Annotated in this window: 20 protein-coding genes, 1 pseudogene and 1 riboswitch; of the genes and pseudogenes, 13 read left to right on the forward strand and 8 right to left on the reverse strand. The window is 73.0% G+C overall.

The annotated features are described in order from the left end of the window. Nucleotides 1–28 precede the first annotated feature (28 nt). Nucleotides 29–1720 (forward strand): ribonuclease J, encoded by a 1692-nt coding sequence (locus QQG74_RS07875; RefSeq protein WP_341719626.1) that lies wholly within the window; start codon nucleotides 29–31, stop codon nucleotides 1718–1720. A gap of 184 nt (nucleotides 1721–1904) precedes the next feature. Further along, nucleotides 1905–3089 (forward strand): S1 family peptidase, encoded by a 1185-nt coding sequence (locus QQG74_RS07880; RefSeq protein WP_341719627.1) that lies wholly within the window; start codon nucleotides 1905–1907, stop codon nucleotides 3087–3089. Between the two features lie 74 nt (nucleotides 3090–3163). Here QQG74_RS07880 and QQG74_RS07885 read toward each other — a convergent pair whose 3' ends face one another. Then, complete coding sequence (locus QQG74_RS07885) at nucleotides 3164–4759, reverse strand: YbjN domain-containing protein (protein WP_341721169.1); 1596 nt, start codon at nucleotides 4757–4759, stop codon at nucleotides 3164–3166. 101 nt (nucleotides 4760–4860) lie between these two features. Next, a complete protein-coding gene (locus QQG74_RS07890) occupies nucleotides 4861–5337 on the reverse strand; it encodes a YbjN domain-containing protein (RefSeq protein ID WP_341719628.1) in 477 nt (158 codons plus the stop codon). 112 nt (nucleotides 5338–5449) lie between these two features. Between QQG74_RS07890 and QQG74_RS07895 the strand changes: the two genes are divergently transcribed. Both QQG74_RS07895 and QQG74_RS07900 read left to right on the forward strand, forming a co-directional pair. Beyond that, a complete protein-coding gene (locus QQG74_RS07895) occupies nucleotides 5450–7876 on the forward strand; it encodes a DNA translocase FtsK (RefSeq protein WP_341719629.1) in 2427 nt (808 codons plus the stop codon). After that, entirely contained in the window at nucleotides 7873–8253 is a 381-nt protein-coding gene (locus tag QQG74_RS07900; protein WP_341719630.1) for a VOC family protein, read from the forward strand. Before QQG74_RS07895 ends, QQG74_RS07900 begins: the two co-directional genes overlap by 4 nt. 77 nt (nucleotides 8254–8330) lie before the next feature. Here QQG74_RS07900 and QQG74_RS07905 read toward each other — a convergent pair whose 3' ends face one another. Next, on the reverse strand, nucleotides 8331–8570 hold the full coding sequence (locus QQG74_RS07905; RefSeq protein WP_341719631.1) for a hypothetical protein: 240 nt from the start codon (nucleotides 8568–8570) through the stop codon (nucleotides 8331–8333). A gap of 112 nt (nucleotides 8571–8682) precedes the next feature. Then, nucleotides 8683–8997 (reverse strand): SMR family transporter, encoded by a 315-nt coding sequence (locus QQG74_RS07910; protein WP_341719632.1) that lies wholly within the window; start codon nucleotides 8995–8997, stop codon nucleotides 8683–8685. Nucleotides 8998–9054: 57 nt separating this feature from the next. Next, nucleotides 9055–9122: riboswitch (guanidine-III (ykkC-III) riboswitch) on the reverse strand. Nucleotides 9123–9214: 92 nt separating this feature from the next. On the opposite strand from QQG74_RS07910, the gene QQG74_RS07915 reads away from it, so the two are divergent. From QQG74_RS07915 to QQG74_RS07950, 8 genes are all read left to right on the forward strand, one after another. Then, nucleotides 9215–10144 (forward strand): ornithine cyclodeaminase family protein, encoded by a 930-nt coding sequence (locus QQG74_RS07915; RefSeq protein ID WP_341719633.1) that lies wholly within the window; start codon nucleotides 9215–9217, stop codon nucleotides 10142–10144. 50 nt (nucleotides 10145–10194) lie between these two features. Next, entirely contained in the window at nucleotides 10195–11718 is a 1524-nt protein-coding gene (gene rimO, locus QQG74_RS07920; RefSeq protein ID WP_341719634.1) for a 30S ribosomal protein S12 methylthiotransferase RimO, read from the forward strand. Nucleotides 11719–11774: 56 nt separating this feature from the next. After that, complete coding sequence (pgsA, locus tag QQG74_RS07925; protein WP_341719635.1) at nucleotides 11775–12368, forward strand: CDP-diacylglycerol--glycerol-3-phosphate 3-phosphatidyltransferase; 594 nt, start codon at nucleotides 11775–11777, stop codon at nucleotides 12366–12368. Nucleotides 12369–12462: 94 nt separating this feature from the next. Next, complete coding sequence (locus QQG74_RS07930) at nucleotides 12463–13002, forward strand: CinA family protein (RefSeq protein ID WP_341719636.1); 540 nt, start codon at nucleotides 12463–12465, stop codon at nucleotides 13000–13002. A 216-nt stretch (nucleotides 13003–13218) separates the two neighbouring features. Then, nucleotides 13219–13677 carry a helix-turn-helix transcriptional regulator gene (locus tag QQG74_RS07935; protein WP_341719637.1) on the forward strand — a complete coding sequence of 153 codons (459 nt, stop codon included), beginning with the start codon at nucleotides 13219–13221 and terminating at the stop codon, nucleotides 13675–13677. Between the two features lie 183 nt (nucleotides 13678–13860). Next, on the forward strand, nucleotides 13861–14727 hold the full coding sequence (locus QQG74_RS07940; RefSeq protein WP_341719638.1) for a PspA/IM30 family protein: 867 nt from the start codon (nucleotides 13861–13863) through the stop codon (nucleotides 14725–14727). 23 nt (nucleotides 14728–14750) lie between these two features. Further along, complete coding sequence (locus tag QQG74_RS07945; protein ID WP_341719639.1) at nucleotides 14751–15524, forward strand: hypothetical protein; 774 nt, start codon at nucleotides 14751–14753, stop codon at nucleotides 15522–15524. Nucleotides 15525–15560: 36 nt separating this feature from the next. Then, a complete protein-coding gene (locus QQG74_RS07950) occupies nucleotides 15561–15797 on the forward strand; it encodes a hypothetical protein (RefSeq protein WP_341719640.1) in 237 nt (78 codons plus the stop codon). Between the two features lie 20 nt (nucleotides 15798–15817). Here QQG74_RS07950 and QQG74_RS07955 read toward each other — a convergent pair whose 3' ends face one another. After that, nucleotides 15818–19483 (reverse strand): hypothetical protein, encoded by a 3666-nt coding sequence (locus tag QQG74_RS07955; protein ID WP_341719641.1) that lies wholly within the window; start codon nucleotides 19481–19483, stop codon nucleotides 15818–15820. 201 nt (nucleotides 19484–19684) lie between these two features. Beyond that, a complete protein-coding gene (locus QQG74_RS07960; RefSeq protein WP_341719642.1) occupies nucleotides 19685–20473 on the reverse strand; it encodes a zinc finger domain-containing protein in 789 nt (262 codons plus the stop codon). A 202-nt stretch (nucleotides 20474–20675) separates the two neighbouring features. On the opposite strand from QQG74_RS07960, the pseudogene QQG74_RS07965 reads away from it, so the two are divergent. Further along, a pseudogene (locus QQG74_RS07965) lies at nucleotides 20676–21377 on the forward strand (hypothetical protein); the annotation flags it as partial. A gap of 69 nt (nucleotides 21378–21446) precedes the next feature. Here the strand turns inward: QQG74_RS07965 and QQG74_RS07970 are convergent. Both QQG74_RS07970 and QQG74_RS07975 read right to left on the reverse strand, forming a co-directional pair. After that, complete coding sequence (locus tag QQG74_RS07970) at nucleotides 21447–21689, reverse strand: CPCC family cysteine-rich protein (protein ID WP_341719643.1); 243 nt, start codon at nucleotides 21687–21689, stop codon at nucleotides 21447–21449. 26 nt (nucleotides 21690–21715) lie between these two features. Next, complete coding sequence (locus QQG74_RS07975; RefSeq protein ID WP_341719644.1) at nucleotides 21716–22579, reverse strand: SAM-dependent chlorinase/fluorinase; 864 nt, start codon at nucleotides 22577–22579, stop codon at nucleotides 21716–21718. Nucleotides 22580–22623: the final 44 nt, after the last annotated feature.

Here is a 22623-nt window from a genome sequence, read left to right on the forward strand (position 1 = left end):
TGACGGCGTCACAGAATGAGGTGAAAGCGTGACCGCGGCGCACAACGAGGAGGCTCCACTTCCACCGCCGTTGCCGGAGGGCGGGCTGCGGATCATCCCGCTCGGCGGGCTTGGTGCCATCGGTCGGAACATGACCGTCTTCGAGTACGACGGAAAGCTGCTGGTCGTCGACTGCGGCGTGCTCTTCCCGGACGTGGAGCAGCCCGGCGTCGACCTGATCCTGCCCGACTTCGGCCCGATCCTGGACCGGCTCAGCGACATCCAGGCGATCGTGCTGACCCACGGTCACGAGGACCACATCGGCGCGGTGCCCTACCTGCTCGCCCACAAGCCCGACATCCCGCTTGTCGGCTCGCAGTTCACCCTGGCGCTTGTCGAGGCGAAGCTGGCCGAGCGGCGGATCCAGCCGTACACGCTGACCGTGCGGGAGGGTGGCCGGGAACGGCTCGGCCCGTTCGAGTGCGAGTTCTTCGCCGTCAACCACTCGATCCCGGACGCCCTCGCGGTGGCCATCCGCACCCCGGCCGGGCTGGTGCTGCACACCGGCGACTTCAAGATGGACCAGCTTCCGCTGGACGGTCGGATCACCGACCTGGCGGGTTTCGCGCGCCTCGGTGCCGAGGGCGTGGACCTGCTGCTGTCGGACTCCACGAACGCGGAGATCCCCGGCTTCGTCACCCCGGAGCGGGAGATCGGCCCGGTCCTCGACTCGATCTTCGCGAAGGCGCGTGGCCGGATCATCGTGGCCTCCTTCGCCTCGCACGTGCACCGGGTGCAGCAGGTCTTCGACTCGGCCCTGGAGCACGGCCGCAAGGTCGCGCTGATCGGCCGGTCCATGGTCCGCAACATGGGCATCGCCCGTGACCTGGGGCTGCTGAACATCCCGGCCGGGCTGGTCGTCGGGCTGGACGAGGCGACGTCGATGCCGCCGGAGCAGATCGTGCTGATGTCCACCGGTTCGCAGGGTGAGCCGATGAGCGCCCTGGGCCGGATGGCCAGCGGAGACCACCGGCACATCACCATCGCCCCCGGCGACACCGTGGTGCTGGCCTCCTCGCTGGTGCCCGGCAACGAGACCTCGGTCTACCGCGTGATCAACCGGTTGGCCCGGGCCGGCGCGGTGGTGGTGCACAAGGACGTGGCAAAGGTGCACGTCTCCGGGCACGCGCCCGCCGGCGAACTGCTCTACCTGCTCAACGTCGTACGGCCCAGCAACCTGATGCCGGTGCACGGCGAGTGGCGGCACCTGCGCGCACACGCCCGGCTCGGCATCGAGTCCGGGGTGGCACCGGACCGGGTGGTGCTCTGCGAGGACGGCGACGTGGTCGACCTCGTGGAGGGGCGGGCCAGCCTGGTCGGCCACGTCAAGAGCCGGTACGTCTACGTCGACGGTCTGGCCGTCGGTGACGTCAGCGAGTCGCTGCTCACCGAGCGACGCATCCTCGGCGACGGCGGCTTCATCGCCACGACCGTGGTGGTCGACTCGGTCACCGGCAAGGTGGTGGCCGGCCCGACGGTCTCCGCCAAGGGCTTCTCCGAGGATCCGGCGGCATTCAACGCGGTGATACCGCTTGTCACCGAGGCGCTGAACCGGGCGGCGACGGACGGCATCACCGATCCGCACCAGCTCCAGCAGATCGTCCGGCGGACCGTGGGCCGGTGGGTCAACGACGCCTACCGCCGCCGTCCGATGATCGTCCCCACGGTCGTCGAGGTCTGACCCGTCCGGTGCGGTCCGGCGGCGGCCCAGGCCGACTGGGTGCCGACGGACCGCCCGAGCGCCGCGCAGCGCACATCGGCGGGTACGGATCGAAACCGATCGCCGGTTTGTTCAACCGTTCGGCCCTTTTGCCCGTACTCCGGTCCGGCAGGCGTACCCACGCCGGCCGGGAGGAGCATGGCGGATGGACCGGAGACGATTGACAGCCATCGGTGTCGTGGTGGCGGCGGTGGGCGCGGCGGCGGCGGTGACCCTACCGTCGTTCGCCGGCGACGGCGGCGCGCCGAGCACCGCGCCGACCAGTCAGGCGGTGGCGGGAGTCGACCCGGAGGTGGTCGAGGCGATGCGCCGCGACCTGGGGCTGAACCAGTCGCAGGTGGCCGCTCGGCTGAAGACCGAACGCTGGGCGACCGGCGTGGTCGACCAGCTCCGGACGGAACTCGGCGCGGCCTACGGCGGCAGCTGGCTCAGCGCCGACGGCAGCCAGCTCAACGTGGCCGTCGCCGACCAGGCGCAGGCGCGGCGGGTCCAGGCCGCCGGTGCGGTGCCGAAGGTGGTCGAGCGCGGGGTCGGTCAGCTCGACGCGCTCAAGACCCGGATGGACCGTACGGCCGCCGCCGCCCGACAGGTCTCCGGCTGGTACGTCGACGTGGCGTCGAACACCGTCGTGGTGCTCGCCCAGCCGGGCGCGGAAGAGGCCGGCTGGCGCTTCGTGGCCCGCGCCGGGGTGCCCCGCCAGGCGGTCCGGATGGCCACCGAGGAGCAGCCCCGCCTCTTCGCCGACCTGCGTGGTGGCGAGGCGTTCCTGAACGGCCCCGGACGCTGTTCGGTCGGTTTCGCGGTGGTCGGCGGCTTCGTCACGGCCGGGCACTGTGGTCAGGTCGGTGATCCGGTGCGCAACTTCGACGGTTCCTCGCTGGGTGCCTTCCGGGCCTCCTCCTTCCCCGGCGACGACTGGGCCTTCGTCCAGATCAGCGGCAACAACACGGTGCTGCCCGAGGTGACCGACTTCCGCGGCGGCGTCGCCCGGGTCGCCGGCTCGCAGGAGGTGCCGGCCGGCGCGTCGATCTGCCGTTCCGGCTCCACCACCGGGGTGCGCTGCGGCACCGTCCAGGCGCGCAACGCCACCGTGCGCTACCCGGAGGGGCTGGTCGGCGGGCTGGTCCGGACCAACGTCTGCGCCGAACCGGGCGACTCGGGCGGCTCGTGGATCTCAGGCAACCAGGCCCAGGGCGTCACCTCCGGCGGCTCGGGTGACTGCCGGGTCGGCGGCACCACGTTCTACCAGCCGGTCAACGAGATCCTCCAGCGCAACAACCTGACCCTGATCACCACTCAGAACTTCCGCGCGCTTGGCGGCCGGCGCTGACCTTGCCGGGCCCGGCCGAGCGGATCACCCGCCTCGGCCGGGCCCACGGCTTTCCGGCCACGCGGCCCCGGGCGTCAGGGCAGGGCGGCGACCGCCTGCGCGTACGCGACGCCGGTGCGTACCGCCGCGTCCACAAGCACGTTGACCTGGGCCGGGGCCACTCCGTACGCCAGGTCGGTGGTGACCTCGCCGGCCAGCACGAGTGCACCGTCACCGGGATCGTGCACGTACGCCTTGGGCAGCAACCGGTCGCGGTTCCAACCGTTGCAGAACGCGTACGCCTCGGCCCGCCGGTCCGCCGGTAGTCGACGATCGGCGACCACCCGGGCGTGCAGGATCTCGCCGCGTTCGCCGGCCCGCCGGAACTGGATCATCGCGTCGCCCCACCGGGCCAGCACGGTGCCGGCGGCATCCAGGGCATATCCGTCGCCGCGCCGATCCAGCGCGGCCGTGATCATCCGTACCGTCAACGCCGCCAGTTCGTCCGCGCGCGGTCCCTCGTCCGATCCGTCACCGGCCACCGGCTCGTCGGGCTCGCCCGGATCGTCGTCCGGCTCGTCGGCGGGCAGCGGTACCGGCTCGGCCAGCGATGCCGGCTCGGCCAGCGACATCGGCCCGACCAGCGGACGCTCGGCCAACCAGGCGCCCATCCGGCCGGACTGGTGCCCGGTGCCGTTGCGGGCGTCGAAGCTGCCGGCCAGCCCGGTGGCGACGGCGAGCAGTTCGGCGCCGAGCGCCGCCACCGTGACCTCGGCGGCCGGCCGCCCACGGTACGCCGGTCGGCGTACCGTCCGCTGACCTGACTCCTGCGCGGCCAGCGTGCAGACCAGCGCGCCCGCGGCGGCAATCTCCATCACGGACAGGTCGTCGTGTGGCTCGTCGAGCCGGGGCAGCTGCTCGACGAGGATCTCCAGACCCCGGTCGAGGTACCCGCCGAGCGCGCAGAAGCGCAGGTGCGTGGCGAGGTACCCGAAGCCGTCCGGTGCCACCCGGTGCCGGCGGTACGCCCGCACGTGCGCCCCGGCGGCCCGCCGGGCCTGCCCCGTCCGCAGCCAGGGCAACAGCGCCCCGACCAGGGCCGCCTCGGGCTGCGCGGTGCAGTGGACCGACGGCTGGGCGCTGCGGTGGGCCGAGCCGTCGAGCACGGACTCCACGGTGGCCAGCGCCTCGGCCTGGTCGCCCCAGCCGGCGAGCAACTCGGCCTGCCGCACCGGTAGGCAGTCCGGACAGCCGGCGGCCGGGTCACCGGCAGCGGCCCGCCACCGGTCCAGCCAACGCCGGGCGGCGGGTTCGTCGCCGACGTGGTCGGCGATCCGGCAGTGCAGCTGGGCGCTGAGCGCCTCGTCGCCGCAGGCCCCGCCGGTGAGCCCGTCCAGCAGGCTACGAGCCTGGTCGAGGCCGATGCGTGGGGTGCCGAGCAGCGCCTCGACGGCGTACCGCCGGTAGCGGCGCAACGTCACCTGGTCAGGCTCACCCGCCGGCGCGACGGGCCGCTCGGCCGCGTCCAGGCAGCGACGGACAGGCTCGAAGAGCCGCCACCGTTCGCCCCCGCGCAGGTGCATCTCGACCAGCTCGGACCAGGCGTCGAGCGCGGACCGCCGGTCGCCGCCCGCCTCGGCGAGGGCGGCGACCCGTTCCAGAGCTGCGACGCGCGCCTCGCCGTCGGGCAGGTCCCGGGCGTCGGCGAGCGCGTCGGCGGGCCGCGACTCGACCCGCCCACCGCCGCCGGTGTTCGCCCGTGGGCGCCGCCGGCCGCCGGGGCCCCAGCCGGTCACGGACGTGCTCCCGCGAGCCGGCCGACCTCGGCGGCCAACCGGCAGCCGGTCGTGATGCCCCGGTCGAGCAACCGGTCCAGCTGGTGTGGTGTGACCCCCCGTTCCAGGTCGGTGATGACCTCGCCGCAGATCCGGGCCCGGCCGGCGTCGTCGACGTGCACGAACGCCTTGGGCCAGAACCGGTCCCGGTTCCAGGTGTTGCAGAACTCGTGCAGCAGCGGCACCAGATCGACCGGGAAGGTGTCGGCGGCCACCGTACGCACCTGGAGCAGTTCCCCGGCGCTGCCCGAGCGCAGGAACCAGATGTGGCCACCGGCCCAGCGTCCGACCAGGTCACCACCGGCGTCGGTGGTGACCGGATGCCCCCGCTGCGCCAGTACCGCGGCGAGCAGGTCGTGCGTCAACGGCCGCAGCGTCGAGGGATGCCCGGCCAGTGCAGGGTCCGGATCGTCCTCGAACTCCGGCGACGCCATCGGCACTCCTTCGCCAGGCGAATATCACGACAGCCGGCGGGGACCGCGTTGCGACACGCGGACGCCACCAGGAAGACCGGCGGATCGTGGGGGCCGCCGTTACGGTGATGCTATGGCGGGCCGTACCTCTCAGGCGAGCCGCCGACGCGGCGCGTCGCCGCGCGGTGGAACGAACAGTCGTGCCCGCCAGCCGGCCAAGAAGACAAGCGCGTCGGCGCGACGCCGCACCACCACGCGCGGACCCGGCCCCGCCGCGTACGTCGGTCGGGGGATCCGGGCACTGTGGATGGGCCTGGCGCACGGGGTCGGGTGGGCGGTGCGGGCCGCCTCGGGTCGAGACCTCGACCCGGAGCACCGGCGGGACGGCGCCGGTCTGTTGGTGATCGGCCTGGCCCTGCTCAGCGCCGGGGCGATCTGGTTCTCGGCGGCCGGACCGGTGGGTGCCCAGCTGGCCGACACGGTCCGGCTCTTCCTTGGGGCGATCTCCATCGTGGTGCCGGTGCTGCTCGGCATCGGTGCCTGGCGGCTGATGCGCCAGCCCGGCGATCCCGAGCACCGCGGCCGGGGCCTGGTCGGCTGGGGCTCCATGTTGGTCGCCACCGCCGCGATGCTGCACATCGGCCAGCAACCGGCCGGCCCGGGCGAGCGGGACTTCGCCGGCGGCCTGATCGGTGCCGGCATCGGCAGCCTGCTGGAACGCGCGGTCACCGCCTGGGTCGCGGTGCCGCTGCTGATCCTGCTGCTCGTCTTCGGGCTCCTCGTGGTCACCGCGACACCGATCAACAAGGTCCCCGAGCGGCTCGGCCTGCTCGCCGGGTCCGTGCTCGGCCAGACCGAGGCGGAGCCGGAGCCGGCCGCCCCGACGCGCCGCCGGCCGGCCAAGCGGGTGCCGCCGCCGGTCGACCCGGACGAGTTCGACGACCTCGACGGCGCGGACCTCCAGGAGACCATGGTCCTGCCGCGCAAGCCGCCGTCGCGGGTGCCGGCGAGCCGCAAGCCGGCCGAACCGCCCGAGCACTCACCCGCACCGACCCGGGCCGAACAGCTCGCCCTGACCGGGCTGGCCGGCGACTACACCCTGCCACCGGCGAACCTGCTCAGCACCGGCGCCGCGCCGAAGACCCGCAGCAAGGCCAACGACGAGGTGATCGCCGCGCTGCGTGGGGTCTTCGAACAGTTCGGTGTGGACGCCGACGTCACCGGCTTCACCCGGGGGCCCACGGTGACCCGCTACGAGGTCGAGCTGGGCCACGGGGTCAAGGTCGAGCGGATCACCCAGCTCTCCCGCAACATCGCGTACGCGGTGAAGTCGCCCGACGTGCGTATCCTCAGCCCGATCCCGGGCAAGAGCGCGGTGGGCGTGGAGATCCCGAACACCGACCCGGAGAACGTGGCCCTCGGCGACGTGCTGCGTTCGCGGGTCGCCACCAGCGACCACCATCCGATGGTGGTGGCGCTCGGCAAGGACATCGAGGGTGGCTACGTGATCGCCAACCTCGCGAAGATGCCGCACATCCTGATCGCGGGCGCCACGGGTGCCGGCAAGTCGAGCTGCCTCAACACTCTGCTCGTCTCCATCCTGACCCGGGCGACACCGGACGAGGTGCGGCTGCTGCTGATCGATCCGAAGCGGGTCGAGATGACCAGCTACGAGGGCATCCCGCACCTGGTCACCCCGATCGTGACGAACGCCAAGAAGGCGGCCGACTCGCTGGAATGGGTCGTCCGCGAGATGGACATGCGGTACGACGACCTGGCCGCGAACGGGGTCCGGCACATCGACGACTTCAACCGCAAGGTGCGCAACGGGGAGATCAAGGCCCCGCCGGGCAGTGAGCGGGAGATCCGGCCGTACCCCTACCTGCTGGTGATCGTGGACGAGCTGGCCGACCTGATGATGGTGGCGCCCCGGGACGTGGAGGACTCCGTGGTCCGGATCACGCAGCTCGCCCGCGCCGCCGGCATCCACCTGGTCCTGGCCACCCAACGCCCCTCGGTCGACGTGGTGACCGGCCTGATCAAGGCCAACGTGCCGTCCCGGCTGGCCTTCGCCACCTCCTCGCTGGCCGACTCGCGGGTCATCCTGGACCAGCCCGGCGCGGAGAAGCTGCTCGGTCGCGGCGACGGGCTGTTCCTGCCGATGGGCGCGTCGAAGCCGATCCGCATCCAGGGCGCCTGGGTCACCGAGCGCGAGATCGCCGACGTGGTCAAGTTCTGCAAGGACCAGCGGGAGCCGGAGTTCCGCTCGGACGTGCTGACCGTCGCGCAGGAGAGCAAGAAGAAGATCGACGAGGACATCGGCGACGACCTGGACCTGCTGGTGCAGGCGATCGAGCTGGTGGTCACCTCGCAGTTCGGCTCGACCTCGATGCTCCAGCGCAAGCTGCGGGTCGGCTTCGCCAAGGCGGGCCGGCTGATGGACCTGATGGAGACCCGGGGCGTGGTCGGCCCGTCCGAGGGCTCCAAGGCGCGCGACGTGCTGGTCAAGCCGGACGAGTTGGCGGAGGTCCTGGCCGGCCTCCAGGGGGACGAGCAGTGACCGACACCGGCGCGGCCGGGCAGGAGATCTTCCCGATCCTGACCACCGCCGACCTGACGACGGCCCTGGTCTTCTACCGGGATCTGCTCGGCGGCACGCAGGACTACCAGTTCCCGGAAACAGGTGAGCCGACCTTCGTCACGGTCCGCTTTGCCGCCGGCCAGGTGGGCCTCGGCCGTCAGGAAGAGCCAGGTGCGCTGACGAACGACCGGATCACCCTCTGGCTGTACGTGGCGGACTGCGACGCCGCGCTCGACCGGCTCCGGTCGGCTGGGACCGTACCGGTATTGGCGGAGCCGGCGGACCAGCCATGGGGAGAGCGCATGGCCATCGTCGCCGACCCCGACGGCAACCGCGTGATCGTCGCCTCCCGGTAGTCGATACGACGAACCGCAGCGGCCCGCCGGGGGAGAGTCCGGCGGGCCGCTGCGGTGTCTGTCGACTTGGCGCGGGCTCAGGTGAGCGCGGCGGCGAGCACCAGGTTGAGCAGGATGGCGGCCACGCCCGCGCCTGCGGCGTACCAGCCGAGCGGCTTGTCGCCCTGCACCGCACCGGCGACCCCGAGACCCACGGCGATCAGGCCGAACAGCAGTGGGAACAGGAAGAGGGCAAGGGCGGCGAAGACGAAGCCGAGGATCGTGCAGATGCGGGCGGCGTTGGTGCGCGGGCGGCTGCCGGCGTACGGGTTGGCCATGATCTCCTCCGGTTGTCAACTCTTCGGTTGATCGCGGAGTACCCAGGTCTGGTCACGGTCCAAACAGCATCGCCGATTCGCCCGTCCGGGGCGCTCGCGTACGGCAGGTCGATCAGTGGAAGAGCTTGAGGCCGACCACCCCGGCGACCACGAGCAGCAGGCTGAGCAGCCGGGGCAGGTTTGCCGGTTCACCGAGGGCCAGCATGCCGACCAGGGCGGTGCCGACCGCGCCGATACCGACCCAGACCGCGTATCCGGTGCCGACCGGGATCTCGCGCAGCGCGTACCCGAGGCCGGCCATGCTCAGCACCAACGTGATCCCGAACACCACAGTTGGTGCCAGCCGGGTGAAGCCCGCGCTGCGGTCCAGGGCGACCGCCCACGCGGTTTCCAGTAGTCCAGAGATCACCAGGACGATCCAGGCCATCGAGTCACCTCTTCGCCGTCGCCCGGGCACCGGGCGCCGGGCGGAGTCGATTCCACGTGCGGGGCGTCTTGGCCTGACCGGGTACGCCCACGACTCGTCCGGGACGGCCACCTCGGGCCGTCGCCACCGACCGTAGCACCGGCCGGGCCGGGGCGGCATGGGTGACGCGGATCACCCGAGTGGACCTCAACCTTGCTTCACCTAGCACGATGGAGCCATGACCGTGCTCATCTCCGACGCGGAGGTCGCCGCCGCACTCGACGCAAAGACCACAGTGGACGCGATGCGCGCGGCCCTGCTGGCCGGGTACGAGGGTCGGCTGGTGGCTCCGCCCAGAGCCGCCGTGCCGCTGGGCGGCGGCCGGATGGTGCTGACCGCCGGACACCTGGTGGGCCAGTGGTACGGGTATCGGGCGTACGACACCTTCGGGCACCCCGAGACCGAACAGCTGGTGGTGCTGCACGACGGGCGTACCGGCGCGGTGCGGGCGGTCGCGGTGGGGGAGGAACTGGGCTCCCGGCGTACCGGCGGGCTGGGCGGGGTGGCGGTGGACGCGCTGGCCCGTCCGGACGCGGCCACGCTCGGGGTGATCGGCTCCGGCGGCCAGGCGTGGACCCAGGTCTGGGCCGCCGCCGCGGTGCGTTCGCTGCGCGAGGTGACGGTGCACAGCCGCTCGGCCGCGCGGCGGGAGGCGTTCGCTGCCCGGGTCCGGGCCGAACTCGACATCCCGGCCCGCGCGGTGGACACCGCCCGGGCGGCGGTACGTGACCGGGACGTGGTGGTGCTGGCCACCACCAGCCCCACGCCGGTGCTGGCCGCCGCCGACCTGGCCCCGGGCAGCCACGTCAACGCGGTCGGGTTCAAGCAACGCGATCGCGCCGAGTTCGCCGCCGACCTGCTGGACCGGGCCGCCGTGCTGGTAAGCGACTCCCCGGCGCAGGCCACGTCGTACGCTCCGCCGATGCTCGCCGCCGAGCCGCCGTACGGGTCGCGGCTGGGTGATCTGGGCGCGGTGCTGGCCGGTGCCGCACCCGGCCGCACCGGCGCGGACCAGATCTCGGTCTTCTGCTCGGTCGGTCTCGCCGGCACCGAGGTGTTCCTGCTCGACCGCCTGGTCCGGCTGCTCGCGACGACCGCGTCCGGCTGACCGGTGCCGGCCGCCCCGCTGGATCGGACGGAGCGGCCCGGTACCCTCGGATGGTGTCTGCCACCTCCCCTGATGACCAGCCCGGCTCGGCGCGTGCGGCGGAGTCGTCCGCCGACGACGGCCGCCGGGTCGCCCTGCTGACCCTGGGCTGTGCCAGAAACGAGGTCGACTCGGAGGAACTGGCCGCCCGCCTGCACGCCGACGGCTGGCAGGTGACCACCGACGGCGAGGGCGCCGACGTGGTGGTCGTCAACACCTGCGGGTTCGTGGAGAAGGCCAAGCAGGACTCCATCCAGACGCTGCTGGCCGCCGCCGACACCGGGGCGAAGGTGGTTGCCGCCGGTTGCATGGCCGAGCGGTACGGCCGGGAGTTGGCCGACAGCCTGCCCGAGGCTCGGGCGGTACTCAGCTTCGACGACTACCCGGAGATCTCCGCCCGGCTGGACGCGGTGGTGGCCGGCCGCGAGTTCGCCGCGCACACCCCCCGGGACCGGCGTGAACTGCTGCCGCTGACCCCGGTCGCCCGCCGCGACAGCGCGGTCTCGTTGCCTGGCCACGGCAACGCCGCCGACGTCGACGAGCACACCCCGGCGCACCTGCGGCCGGTGCTGCGCCGCCGGCTGGACGCCGGTCCGGTGGCCTCGCTCAAGCTGGCCAGCGGCTGCGACCGGCGCTGCGCGTTCTGTGCCATCCCCGCCTTCCGGGGCGCCTTCGTCTCGCGTACCCCGGACGAGTTGCTCGCCGAAGCCGAGTGGCTGGCCAAGAGCGGCGTACGCGAGCTGGTGCTGGTAAGCGAGAACTCGACCTCGTACGGCAAGGACCTGGGCGACCCGCGCGCACTGGAGAAGCTGCTGCCGCAGCTGGCGGTGATCGACGGCATCGTCCGGGTCCGGGTCAGCTATCTCCAGCCGGCCGAGACCCGGCCCGGCCTGGTCGAGGCGATCGCCACCACCCCGGGCGTGGCGCCCTACTTCGACCTGTCGTTCCAGCACTCAAGTGAGCCCGTGCTGCGCCGGATGCGCCGTTTCGGCTCCACCGACCGGTTCCTGGAGCTGCTGGCCGGCGCGCGGGCACTGGCACCGGAGGCCGGGGCGCGGAGCAACTTCATCGTCGGGTTCCCCGGCGAGACCCGGGCCGACGTCGACGAGTTGGTCCGCTTCCTGACCGAGGCCCGGCTCGACGCGATCGGGGTCTTCGACTACAGCGACGAGGACGGCACCGAGGCCGCCGGGCTGCCCGGTAAGGTCTCCGCCGCCACCCTCAAGCGCCGGTACGACAAGCTCAGCGCGCTCGCCGACGAGTTGTGCTCGCAGCGCGCCGAGGACCGCCTCGGCTCGACCGTGGAGGTGCTTGTCGACTCCGTGGACGGCGACGTCGTCGAGGGGCGGGCCGCGCATCAGGCACCCGAGGTGGACGGCTCGACCACGCTCGTCGCACCGGAGACCGGCGGGGTCGACCTGGCCGCGCTGCGCCCGGGTGACCTGGTCCGGGCCACCGTGACCGGCACCGAGGGCGTCGACCTGGTGGCGGTACCGGATGAGATGATCTCGGCGGCGCCCGGCGCGGCGCGGTGACGGTGGGCCGGGACGAGGCGGGGGAGCGACGAGGTGTGGTGCCCGACGGTGGGCCGATGACCGGCGCGACGGAGTCCGCCCCGCTGCCGGTGGTGGCCCGGGTGCCGGTGGTCAACGCGGCAAACGCGCTGACCGCGCTCCGGCTGGCGTTGGTGCCGGTCTTCGTCGCCGCCGCGATCGTCTCGGGCATGACGCACACCGGCTGGCAGGTCGTCGCCTCGCTGATCTTCGCCGTCGCCTCGCTCACCGACTTCGTGGACGGCTGGATCGCCCGTCGGTTCGAGCTGGTGACCGCGTTCGGCAAGGTGGCCGACCCGATCGCCGACAAGGCGCTCACCGGTGCCGCCCTGCTGCTGCTGTCGGCCTACGACCGGCTGCCGTGGTGGGTGACGATCGTCATCCTCGCCCGGGAACTGGGCATCACCGTCCTGCGGTTCTGGGTGATCCGACGCGGTGTGATCGCCGCGAGCCGGGGCGGCAAGGTCAAGACCGGCCTACAGATCCTGGCCATCGCCTGGTACCTGTGGCCGATGCCCGCCGCCCTGGCCCTGATCGGTCCGTGGATCATGGGCGCGGCGGTCGCCGTGACCGTGCTCACCGGCTTCGACTACCTCGCCCAGGCCCTACGGCTGCGCCGCAGCACCCGCTGACCGGCACTGCGCGAGGTCGCTGGCCGGTGCCGGCGCACCGACTGATCGGCGGTGCGGCGAGTAGACCACCGCCAGGTCGGGAAGGATGCGACAAATGGGCATCAGAGAAGCCGAAGGATCCATGGGCAGCGCGGCGGCCGGTGTGGTGCACCGCCTCACCGAACGGCGGCAGACGGTGGCCACCGTCGAGTCGCTCACCGGTGGCCTGCTGGCCGCCACGATCGTCGAGATCGCCGGGGCGAGCGTCGCCTACCGGGGCGGGCTGGTGGTCTACGCCACCGAGCTGAAGGGGCGGCTGGCCGGCGTACCGGCGCAGCTGCTGGCCGAACGCGGCCCGGTCGACCCCGATGTGGCCGCGGCGCTCGCCGAGGGCGGACGACGCCGCTGTGAAGCCGACTGGGCGTTGGCCACCACCGGGGTGGCCGGCCCGGAGCCCCAGGACGGCAAGCCGGTCGGGCTGGTCTATGTCGCGGTCGCCGGGCCGGACGGCACCGAGGTGCGCAAACTCGACCTCGACGGCGGGCGCGACCGGATCCGGGCGGGTGCGGTGACCGGGGCGCTGCGGCTGCTCGCCGAGCACATCCAAGTTCCGGACACCGCCGACCAGCCGAGCACCGCGGTCGGTCGCGACTGAGAGCGGCGGCTGCCTGCGGAAACAGGCCGATGTCGGGCGGTACCGGGGAAGCTCATCGGCGGCGGTCGGAAGGTGACGCCGTGGGGTACCCGGGCGGGGTGGGATGTCGCGGCGGCGGGTAACGGGTACGGTTGCCTGAAGGCTCCGACGATCGGGGCCGGTGCCGCTGCCGGTCCTCGCGAGGTCGGGTGAACTGTGTCCCTCAGGGGAGGTGCGATGGTCCTGCTACGCCGGGTGATCGGTGACGCACTGCGGGCGCGCCGGCAGGGGCAGCACCGCACGCTGCGCGAGGTGTCTTCCGCCGCAAACGTCAGCCTGGGGTACCTGTCCGAGATCGAACGTGGCCAGAAGGAACCCTCAAGCGAACTGCTCGCCGCGATCTGTGACGCGCTGGGCGCCCGCCTGTCCGAGCTGCTTCGCGAGGTGAGCGACACGGTCGCGCTCGCCGAGCAGATGCCGGGCGTGCTCGTTCCGGTGCAGGACGGGCCGGCCGAGTCGACGCCGGTCGCCGCGGCGTCGGTGGCCAGGAGTGCCGGTCGGGGCGTGCACCAGGTCAGCTCGGACGGCACCGTGGCCGTCTCCGTGCGCCAGGACTCCCCGCTCAAGGCCACGCTGCGCAGCGCCCGGGTCCGCCCGGCCGACCGCACCGATCGGGACGTGGTCTGCGCCGCCTGAATGTGCGGCCGATGGTCGCGGTTGCCCGCGCCGCGTAGGGTTGATCGTGCTCGTCCCCCCGCTGGCCGGTACGGATGCCGTGCTGGCCGTCGGCTGGGACGATGGATTCACCAGCGCCGGTGGCCGCCCTGGCCCACAGGCGTGGGGCAGGGGCAGCGACGTTACTGAGGGGATACCGCGGAGATGGCGAACCCGTTCGTCAAGGGTTGGAAGTACCTGATGGCGCTTTTCGGCGCCCGAATCGACGAGCACGCCGATCCCAAGGTGCAGCTCCAGCAGGCCATCGACGAGGCGCACCGGCAGCACCAGGCGCTCGTCCAGCAGGCCGCAGCGGTGATCGGCAACCAGCGACAGCTGGAGATGAAGCTGTCCCGGCAGATGTCCGACGTCGAGCGGTTGCAGTCCAACGCCCGGCAGGCGCTGGTCCTCGCCGACCAGGCCCGGGCCAAGGGTGACGAGGCCGAGGCCGGCCGCTACGAGCAGTCGGCGCAGACCCTGGCCACCCAGTTGGTCTCCGCCGAGCAGTCCGCCGAGGACCTGAAGACCCTGCACGACCAGGCGCTCGCCGCAGCCGGGCAGGCCCGCCGCGCGGTGGAGAACAACTCGATGATCCTCCAGCAGAAGCTGGCCGAGCGCGCCAAGCTGCTCAGCCAGCTGGAGCAGGCCAAGATGCAGGAGAGCGTGGCCGCCTCGCTGGAGTCCATGTCCGCGCTCACCGCGCCGGGCACCACGCCCAGCCTGGACGAGGTCCGCGACCGCATCGAACGCCGCTACGCCAACGCCATGGGCCGCGCCGAGCTGGCCAGCAACTCGACCGAAGGGCGGATGCTGGAGATCCAAAAGGCGACCCTGGACACCGCGGGCTCGGCCCGGCTGGACCAGATCCGGGCCAGCATGGCCGGTGAGCAGCTCGGTGCCGGCACCGGACAGGGTGCCGTGGGTAGCCAGCCGGCGGCGGCGAGCAACGATCCGGCGGTGGCGCGGCTCGACGAGATCCGGGCCAGCATGAGCCGCGACCGCGGCACCGGCGACACCAGCGCCGCCGGCTGAGCGGAGGAGTCGAGGAGGCGACGGTGGCAGACGAGCGCACCCGGTACTTTCGCCGGCTGGGCAAGCTGCGACGCTCCGCCCGGCGGTGGAGCGTACTGGCCGGTGGGCTCGGTGGCGCGACGGTCATCCTGACCCCGTACGCCGGGATCGGGCTGGCCGACGCGGCCTGGGCCGCCGCCGCGGGCGCGGCCACCGCGTTCGCCGGCTGGCGCTGGAGCGACCTGCGCGCGTTGACCGCCCAGCCGGCCCCGCCCGCCCTCGATCCGGCGCAGGCCGCCGCCCGCTCCCGAGCCCGCCTGGTCGCCGCCGTGGAACGCCTGCCCGCCGGTGCCGGTGTCGTGGCCGAGGTACGCCGGGTCCGCAGCCGCAGCGAACTGCGCGGCACCACCGCCGCCGGTCCGTGGGAGCGGCTGGACCGGGCCGCCTCGACCATGGCCGGGATGTCCGGCCGGCTCACCGGCCTGGCCGGGCCGGCGGTGGCGGAGGCGGCAGCGGCCGAGCGGTCCCTGCGCGAGCTGGCCAGCCGGGTGGCCAGCGTGGAACGCGCGGTACGGCTCGCGCCGGCCGATGCCCGGCCGCCCCTGACCGAGGCGCATCAGGCGCTCACCGGGCAGCTGGAGGCGGGCGTGTCCGCGTACGAGCGTCTGGTGGTGGCCGCCGCCGGCTACCTGGCCGAGGAGTACCGTCCGGAGACCGAGCATCCGGCCGCCACCCGCCTGACCGAGGCGACGGATCTCCTCCACGGCTTCGCCTCCGCCCTGTCGGAACTCCGCGGTCGCCCCGCCCCCACCCGCTGATCCGCCCTCCGGCCGTCCCCTGTTGGTCAAGAGGTTGTGGTCGGATCCCACGTCAAGCCGGACGGCAGCTGGCAGACCTACCTCTACGACTCGAGCGGCCAGCTGATCCCCGGCAACTGGCGGCTGCGGGCCAGCAGCGGTGGCTGGACCGGCGAGATCACCGCGACGATCAAGCCGACCGCCCGGAACTTCGGCGCCAGCAACATGATCGCGTTCACCCTGGGCAAGCCGAGCGGGGCCATCGGCTACGGCGCGATGCCGCCGTTCCCCTGACCCATCGCGGTGACGTCGGCCTAGTCCGGGGTGGTGACCGGGATGGGGCCGGTGAAGAGGGAGGCGCCCACCAGGTTGACCGAGCGGATCCGGTAGTAGTAGGTGACGCCCCGGGCCAGGCCGGTGTTGGTGAAGCCCCGACCGGTGACCGTGAAGGTCGCCAGTTCCTGGCGGAAGAGCGGATCGCGGGCCCGTTCCACCACGAATCCCGAACCCTGGCCGGTGGGGGTGCTGGCCGCCCAACCGAGCACCACTGTCGCGGTGTCCGGCCCGGGGGCGCTGGTGGCCACGCTCACCGCGTTCGGGGTGCCCGGCACCGGTGGGGTGGTCACCCTGGCCACGATCGACCACGGTGAGGCCGCACCCAGGTAGGTGGTCCGCACCCGGTAGTAGTAGGTGGTGTCCGCAGCGACCGCCGGGTCCAGGTGGTGGTTGCCGACACCGATCGCGGTGGTGCCCGGCCCGCTGGTGAAGGTGGGGTTGGTGGCCCGCTGCACGTCGACACCGGTGGCGAAGGAGCGGTTGGTCCAGCGCAACGCGACCCGCAGCGGAGCGGCCGGCGGCAGCGTCGCGGTCAGCCCGGTCGGCGCGGCGAGCCCGACCGAGGCCGGGGCACCGTTCGACCAGGCGGAGCAGCCGGCCGCGTTCTCCGCCCGGATCCGGTAGTGGTACGTCACCCCGGGAGTGACCGTGGCGTCGGTGTACCGGGTGGCGGTGGCCGCCACGGTGATCTCGGTCAGCCCGACGGTGAAGGCCGCGTCGGTGGCCCGGTGCAGCAGGTGGCTGGTGGCGGCCGGGAGGCTGCCGTTGCCGGTCCAGGCCAGGGCGATCGCCGGCAGCGCGGTCGCCGAGCCGGGGGCGGCGATGGCGGTCAGCCCGGTCGGCGGCCGGGGCGAGACGCGTACCACGAGGGGTCGGCTCATGCCCTGGTCGCGGTGCCCGCCCGCGGCGCTCGACCAGTGGTACTCCCAACCGAGGTTGACGGCCTGGTTGACCACCGCCGCCCGCTGCCCGTCGACCGGACTGGTCGTGGTGGAGCCGGCGGGTACGCCGGTCGGCCGGGCCGGGTCGAGCAGCCGTACGCTGTCGCCGATCTTGAACGGCAGGGGTGGTGCCGCCGGCCGGAGCGCCAGCACCACGTCCTCGCCCGGGTCGACCCGGACCACCTGCTTCCAGCCGAGCTCGCCGGGCTGCGGCGGCCGGATCCGGCCGTCGTCGCCGACCCGGCCGACCACCTGCACATCCAGCCCCTCGAACCGCACCGGATGGCTCTGCCGGCCGGTGCCGCGAATCCGCCAGAGCTGGCTGCCGTCGCCGGGCGCGCCGACCAGGATCGCCGGGTCGCCGACGTGCAGCAGTTCGGTCGCCGGATCGGTCGGCCCGAGCGGCAGGGCGGCTGCGACAAGCGGCCCGGCGTCGGGATGCGCCACGCCGAGACGGCCGGTGAGCCGACCGTGATCGGGCTCGAAGACCTGCCGGACCGCCTTGACCACAAGCGGCAGGGTCACCGGGGCGGCACCGCCGGCCGGGATGAACTCGACCCCGGTGGCGTGCACCGGCAACCGGACCGGGCCGGCCGTGGCGGTGCCGTAGCAGGGATCGTAGGCCGGCTGCGGCACGACCGGCGGACGCTGGCTGGCCGCGTACGCGCCGGGCAGCCGGTCCCGCAGCCGGTCGAGGTCGTACGCCGGTGCGGGCTGACCGACCACCCGCAGCTGCAACAGGGTCCGGGTGTTCGGGCCGTACCCGGGGTGGGTCGGTGGCGCGCCGCCCTCGGCCGTCCGGTCCGGCCCGCCGGTGTGCAGGTCGTAGCGGGGATCGAAGCAGGGCAGCGGGACGGGGCAGTCGTTGTAGAGGATCAGCGTGCTGCCCGGTGCGACCGGGGCCAGGTCCACCAGCACGTCGGCCCGCTCACCGGGGGCGAGCAGCAGCGCGTGACCGGCCACGTTGAGCACTGTCGGATCGCGCCGGTCGTACCGGAAGCCGATCGGCCGATTGGCTATCACCTCGGGCATCGGCAGCAGGCCGCACTCGTTGCCGATCCGGATCAGCTCGGGCCCGGCGGCGCGCGGGTCCGGCACGCCGCCGGGCCGACCGTCGATGGGCCAGCCCGCCGGCCGGTCGGCGGCGGGAACGGCATCGACAATCGGCACCTCGCCGGCAGCCGGCTCGACCAGCTTCCCCTCCGGAGTCCACATCGGCGCGTCGGAGCCGGCCCGGTACAGCTGAAGGTTCAGCCAGCGGTCGGTGCAGGCGTTGAGGATCCGCCACCGGTGCAGCCGGGGCTCGACCTCCAGGTACGGGTACGCGACGCCGTTGACCAGCACGGTGTCCCCGTACGCCGCCGGCACCGCGCTCGGGTGCGGTACGCCGGGCAGGTCCGGTGGCTCGTCCGGGTCGGTGACCGGATCGTGGCGCGGGTTGGGCACGGTCGCGGCGGGCGTGTCGGGGCCGGTCGGTGCGGCGGTACGCGACCACGGGCCGTAGTCCCACCGACCGGTCGGGTTGATCCCGTCCGGCCGGTACGGGTGCTGCCGGGGTTGGTAGACGTGCGGATGCCAGAGGTCACCCCGGGTGCCCCAGCGGTCCCGGTCCCAGGTCGGGTCCTGGTTGGCGAGTTGGGCGTCGTCCGGTACGAAGGTCTTGTCCTCGAAGACCAGGGGCAGTTGCTCGGCGGGCAGCAGCCCGTCGGCGATCAGTGCCTCCTGCGCGTCGTCGGTGAGCAGGTAGAGCGCGACCTGCCCGGAATAGCCGGTGAGCCGGGACAGCCCGACCGTGTTGTCGTGGAACCAGAGCAGCCGGCCGCTCTGTTCGTTCGGGTAGTAGAGCGTGGTGGCACCGCGACCGGGGTGGGCCATGTCGGGGACGTGGGTCAGGCCGGTGCCGGTCGGATACGGGGTGATCTCACCCGCCGGAGTGATCCACTGCCACGGGTTGCCGGCGCTGATCCAGCCGGTCGACGCGCCGCAGAGGTGCAACACCGCCCGGTTCTGCGGGTACGGTGCCGGCCCGGCGAGCGGACCCGCCCCGGCACCGGGCACCGTCGGGTCGACCGGTAGGAACAGGTCACCGGCCGGGCCGGTGGGCAGTTGGTTGATGAACTTGAGCCGTACCGGTCGTCCACGGCGGGCGAGCAGGACCGGGCCGAGGTGCCAGGGCCGCTGCGGCGGGGCGACGGTGTTGTGCCCGTCGCCGTCGGTGCCCAGGTTGAGCTGCCGGTAGCCGCGCAGCCGGGTGGCCGGCAGGTCCCGGTGCAGGCGTTGGGCGTACTCCTGAAGACCGATCTCGTAGTAGTCACAGCCCGGATAGCTGATCGTGTCGGGCACCGCCACCGGCAGGTATCCGCCGAGCGGTGCGGCCTCCGGCGTGCCCAGGCGGGGCAGCGGGTCGACGAACTTGCGGATCCCGGTGCCGGCCACCACCTGACCGGCCTCGTCGAGAACCGGCAACGGACTGTACGCGTGGTTCGGTACCGCACCGAGGCAACGCGGCACGGCGGCCGGATCCAGACTGGCCGACGCCCCGGGCGGCGTCGGCGCGCTCTGCTCGGCGGTGTCCTGGCCGGCCCGCGCGCCGGGCACCGCCGTGGCGGCACGTCGCAGGTCAGCGCGGTTGGCCTGCTCGGTGTGGTCAGCGCGGTCGGCGCGGATCATCCAGGTCGAGCGGAGTCTGCGGAAGACGGCCATGGCTCTCCCGGGGATCGGGCGCGACGGCTGCCACGACGGCGGGGCAGGCGCGGTCGCGCGGTGTTGACGATCCGTGAGCACCCAACCGCAGCATGCGACGTGAACGGCCGGTTAGGAAGTCCCCAATCGTGCCAATCTGCCGCGCTCCCGGCGTGTCCCTCCCGCCACTCCGGCTCGCCGGCCCGAACAGCGGTGCCTCGATCAGGGGGTGGGCTGACAGTTGGGGCACCAGTAGGTGACCCGTTCGCCCAACTCCTCCTTGCGGATGGCGGTGCCGCAGCGGCGGCACGGTTGGGCCCGCCGCCCGTAGACATAGCTGGTCTGGCCGCGCCGAACCGAACCTGTGGTGCTCTGCGTCCACCGGCCCCGGTTCGCGGCGAGCAACTTCTGGGCCAGGACGACCAGAGCGGCCAGGTCGGATACCTCGCGCACCCGCGTCCAGGGATGGACTCCGCGCAGGAACAACGCCTCGCACTTGTAGAGGTTGCCGATTCCGGCCAGGTTGCGCTGGTCCAGCAGCGCCACGCCGATGCTCTCCTCGGGCTGGGCGGCGAGTCGGCGTACCGCCTCGGCCGGATCCCAGTCCGCGCCGAGCAGGTCGGGGCCGAGGTGGCCGACGAGGCGGTCCTCCTCGGCGGCCGGCAGCAGGGCCAGGTCGTGCAGGTGGTAGCCGACGGCGGTGGTGGTCGGCGCGCGTAGCACCGCCCGGATCAGGTGCGCCGGCCTTGCCGCCCAGCGTTCCCCGGGCGCGTACGTCCGCCAGGTGCCGTCCATCCGCAGGTGCGAGTGCAGCGTCCACCGGGCGTCATCGGGGGCGGCCAGCCGCAGCAGCAGGTGCTTGCCCCGGCTGACACACCCGAGCACCGCCCAGCCGGTGAGGTCGGTGGTGGCCAGTCGAGGCACCCGGAAGTCACTGCCGGTCAGCTGGGCCCCGGCCAACGCGCGGTCCAGGACGCGGGCGGTGTTCCAGACGGTGTCTCCCTCGGGCACCGCACCATCCTCCCTCGGCTCGAACGCGATTCATGTATATCGCTATTTGTAGCGCACATTACTTTCGATCATCAAATATGCGCACTATCAGGGAGTTGTTAGGAGAAATTCGGTGAAAAAATCCCACGCTGGTGCTCTGCTGCTGATCGCCGTTTTCGCGCTCGACCCGTTTCCCGTTCCCGCCTCGGCCGCGCCGGTCGCCACCGCCGTCACGGTCGGTCCGACCTATCGCGTGTACGCGACCCGGATCGGCCTGGTCGGCGAGGTGACCGCGAACGGACACACGATTGTGGCGCGGGACCACTTCGTGGCCCTGCCGTCACGACGAGGACTCTCCCCACGCGGCACCGGCGACCGTACCGTCCGGGTGTGCACCACCGGCGGCAGCCGGTGTGAGTACGCCCCGGTCTGGGATGTCGGCCCGTGGAACACCCGTGACGACTACTGGAACCCCGCCGCCGTACGCGAGGACTGGAAGGGTCTGCCGCAGGGGCTACCGCAGGCGCAGGCCGCGTACCAGTACGGCTACCACGATGGGCGGGACCAGTTCGGCCGGGTGGTGCTGAACCCGGCTGGTATCGACCTCGCCGACGGCACCTTCTGGGACGGACTGCGGCTCAGCACGAACAGCTGGGTCGACGTGGCGTACCTGTGGACGGGTACCGGGTCCCGAGGCGTGGTCGGCGACGGTCCGCTGAACGTCCGGGCCGGACCGGGCACCAGCTACGGCAGCCGCGGCCTCGCCGCTACCTACGCCCACGTGCCGATCCAGTGCTACGTGGCCGGTCAGACCGTCACCGGCCCCTACCGCACCACAAACCGATGGAACCGCCTGGCCAGCCGGCAGTACGTCAGCCACGCGTTCATCGCGACGGTCCGGGGGCCGGCGATATCGCGTTGCTGAGCCGCCCGGCCGGGCACCGTCCGCCGATCTGCCCGGCCCTGCGCTCAGCCGATCTGCCCTGCGCTGCGCTCAGGGCAGTTCCTCCGGGCGTGGCGAACGCACCAGGTCCTGGTAGCGGGGGTGGCAGGCACCGTAGATGGCGAAGTTGAGCCGGGCCAGGGAGAGGCTCATGTCGCCATTGGCTCCCCCGCGTACGACGTCGGCGTCGGCGTCACCCTGGCCGTCGTCGGTCCAGAAGCAGACGGGACAGGTGCCCCCACCGGTCCGGGACGCGCAGCAGGGGCAGGCAGCGGGTACCCAGCGATCATCCACACCGACAGCTTTCCACAATGGACGTTTCAGGCGGGTGGCACGGGGGCCGCGCCAGCACCCGCGGATCGGTCGACCCGCAGCAGCGTACCGGGGCGGACGGCCAGGAGGTCAGCGGCGCGGCCACCGTTGACCGAAAGGGCAACCAGGTCGGCCGAATCGGCGTGGGCCACCAGGGCGCCCACCGGTGCGTCCCCGAAGGTACGCCCGTGCACGGCCTCGATCGCGGCACGGTCGCCGGCCGGGCTCACCCGCACCCGTGCCGGCAACGGCGCCAGGAGAGCGGCGGGAGCGGCCAGTTGCACGTTGCCGAAATGGTCCACCGTCAGCACCTCGGCGGTGAACCCGTCCGGCCGCTGCTCGACGACCGGCTCGGGCAACCGGACCAGGGTCGCCGGATCGACCGCCGGACCGGCCCCGGCCAGCCGCGCGCCGGCCGCCAGCCGTGCCGCCACCGGCGCGAACACGTCCCGACCGTGGAAGGTGGCCGACACCCGAGGGGCCAGCCACTCCGGACTTGTCAACTCCACCACGGCGGTCACCCCGCCGAGCGCGTCGGCGGCGTCGAGCAGCAGGCCGTTGTCCGGCCCCACCAGGAACCCGCCGGGCGCGGCCAGCGCGAGCCCTCGGCGGGCCGTGCCGACGCCCGGATCGACCACCGCCACGTGCACCCCGATCGGCAGGTGCGGCACGGTCTGGGCCAGCACCGCAGCGCCCCGGCGTACGTCACCGGGCGGCACCAGGTGGGTCACGTCGAGCACCCGGACGGCCGGCGCGATCCGGGCGATCACCCCGTGGCAGGCCGCCACGAAACCGTCGGCCAGGCCGTAGTCGGTGGTCAGCGAGACGAACCCGGTCGATGCCGGTGCCTCGTCGCCGGTTCCACTTGTCACAGCACCGCATGTTACGACCGGTCCGGCGACGGCGGCGAGGCTGC

The sequence above is a fragment of the Micromonospora sp. FIMYZ51 genome (assembly GCF_038246755.1).
Classification (GTDB): Bacteria; Actinomycetota; Actinomycetes; order Mycobacteriales; family Micromonosporaceae; genus Micromonospora.